Source organism: Maricaulis sp., from assembly GCF_030149425.1.
Taxonomy (GTDB): Bacteria; Pseudomonadota; Alphaproteobacteria; order Caulobacterales; family Maricaulaceae; genus Maricaulis.
Window position 1 is genome coordinate 1 of the sequence record NZ_JASBRQ010000030.1, and the last position, 1,571, is coordinate 1,571.

Below are 1,571 nucleotides of genomic sequence, written 5' to 3' on the forward strand. Positions count from 1 at the left end.
ATCGCGCAGGATGGTGAAGCGCGCATCCTCGCCCGTATTGTGCGTGGCCAGGCGGAACAGGATGCCGCTGTCATTATTGACGTCATGACCATCGACGGCGAGGACGATATCGCCCTGCTCGAAGCCGGCATCATCCGCAGCAGCGCCGGGATAGATCTCATTGACCAGCGCGCCACGCGGGCGATCGAGCCCGAAGGCCATGGCGAGATCACTGGTGACCGGCTGCAGGCGTGCCCCCAGCCAGGGCCGGATCAGCTCGCCCTCGGTCAGGGCGCTGTCGACCACGCGGCTGACCAGCTCGACGGGAATGGCAAAGCCGATCCCGTTGGAGCCGCCGGAGCGCGAAAAGATCATCGTGTTCACGCCGATCAGCTCGCCATCCATATTGACGAGCGCCCCGCCGGAATTACCCGGATTGATCGCCGCATCGGTCTGGATGAAAGAGGCGAAATCGGTCTCACCGACATCGGTGCGTGCCAGGGCGGAGACGATACCGCTGGTCACGGTCTGGCCAACACCGAACGGGTTGCCGATCGCCAGAACCAGATCGCCGACCTCATGGTCGCCAGCATTGTCATAGGCCAGCACCGGAAGCGGCTCGTCAGTGGTTACTTTGAGTACGGCGAGGTCGGTTGCCTCATCGGTCAGCAGAATTTCGGCTTCGAACTCACGCCGGTCATTGAGCACGATGCGCAGTTCGTCGGCGCCATTGACCACATGGTGGTTGGTGACGATGACACCGGACGGATCAACGATGACCCCCGACCCGAGCGAATTCTGCTCGCGCTCCCGCGTCCGGTTGGAGAAGAACCCCACACGCTGGCGAACTGTGCGGCTGGTATAGACGTTGACCACGGCCGGCGCGGCCTCGCGCACAACCGGCGCAAAGGACATCCGCATCTCGGCCTGGCTTTCCGGCACGAAGCGGTTTTCCGGACTTCCGGGCGCGAATGGAACTTCCTGCGCTGACACAGGAGCGGCGACGGCAAGTACGGCGAGAAGGCAAAGAGATCTGATCATGCGGTCCATATAGATACGATTTCAGACATGAAAAAGGCGGCTAGCAAGAGCTAAGCCGCCTTCTCGTGAACCTGCGATGACGCGAGACTTACTCGTCCGTCATGTCGCCTTCCGCTTCCAGACGTGCGCGGTCGGCAGCGCCCTTCGCGGACGGATCGCGGTCAACCAGCTCGATCACGGCCATCGGCGCGTTGTCGCCGTGGCGGAAGCCCGCCTTGAGCACGCGGGTATAACCGCCGCTGCGCTCGGTGTAACGCTCACCCAGCGTGTCGAACAGCTTCTTGACCTGGGCCTCGTTGCGGACCTTCGACATCGCCTGGCGGCGACCGTGCAGATCACCGCGCTTGGCGAGAGTGATCAGCTTGTCCATGAACGGTGCCAGCTCTTTGGCTTTCGGCAGCGTGGTGACGATTTGCTCGTGCTCGATCAGCGACGCCGCCATATTGGCCAGCATGGCCTTGCGGTGCGTGGTCGTGCGGTTCAGCTTACGATGTGCGATGCCGTGACGCATGGCTTAATCTCCTCATGCCCGGTTCAGGCGCCTCTCGGCG

The 1,571-nt window shown here is 62.8% G+C and carries 2 protein-coding genes; both read right to left on the minus strand.

Going from position 1 to position 1,571, the window contains the following annotated elements; genetic code table 11:
- On the minus strand, window positions 1-1,020 hold a 1,020-nt coding region (locus Q1V57_RS04650; RefSeq protein WP_300528048.1), incomplete at its 3' end, for a trypsin-like peptidase domain-containing protein.
- A gap of 88 nt (window positions 1,021-1,108) precedes the next feature.
- Window positions 1,109-1,531: a 50S ribosomal protein L17 gene (gene rplQ, locus Q1V57_RS04655; protein WP_300528049.1), complete on the minus strand. Its 423-nt coding sequence runs from the start codon at window positions 1,529-1,531 to the stop codon at window positions 1,109-1,111.
- Window positions 1,532-1,571 lie beyond the last annotated feature (40 nt).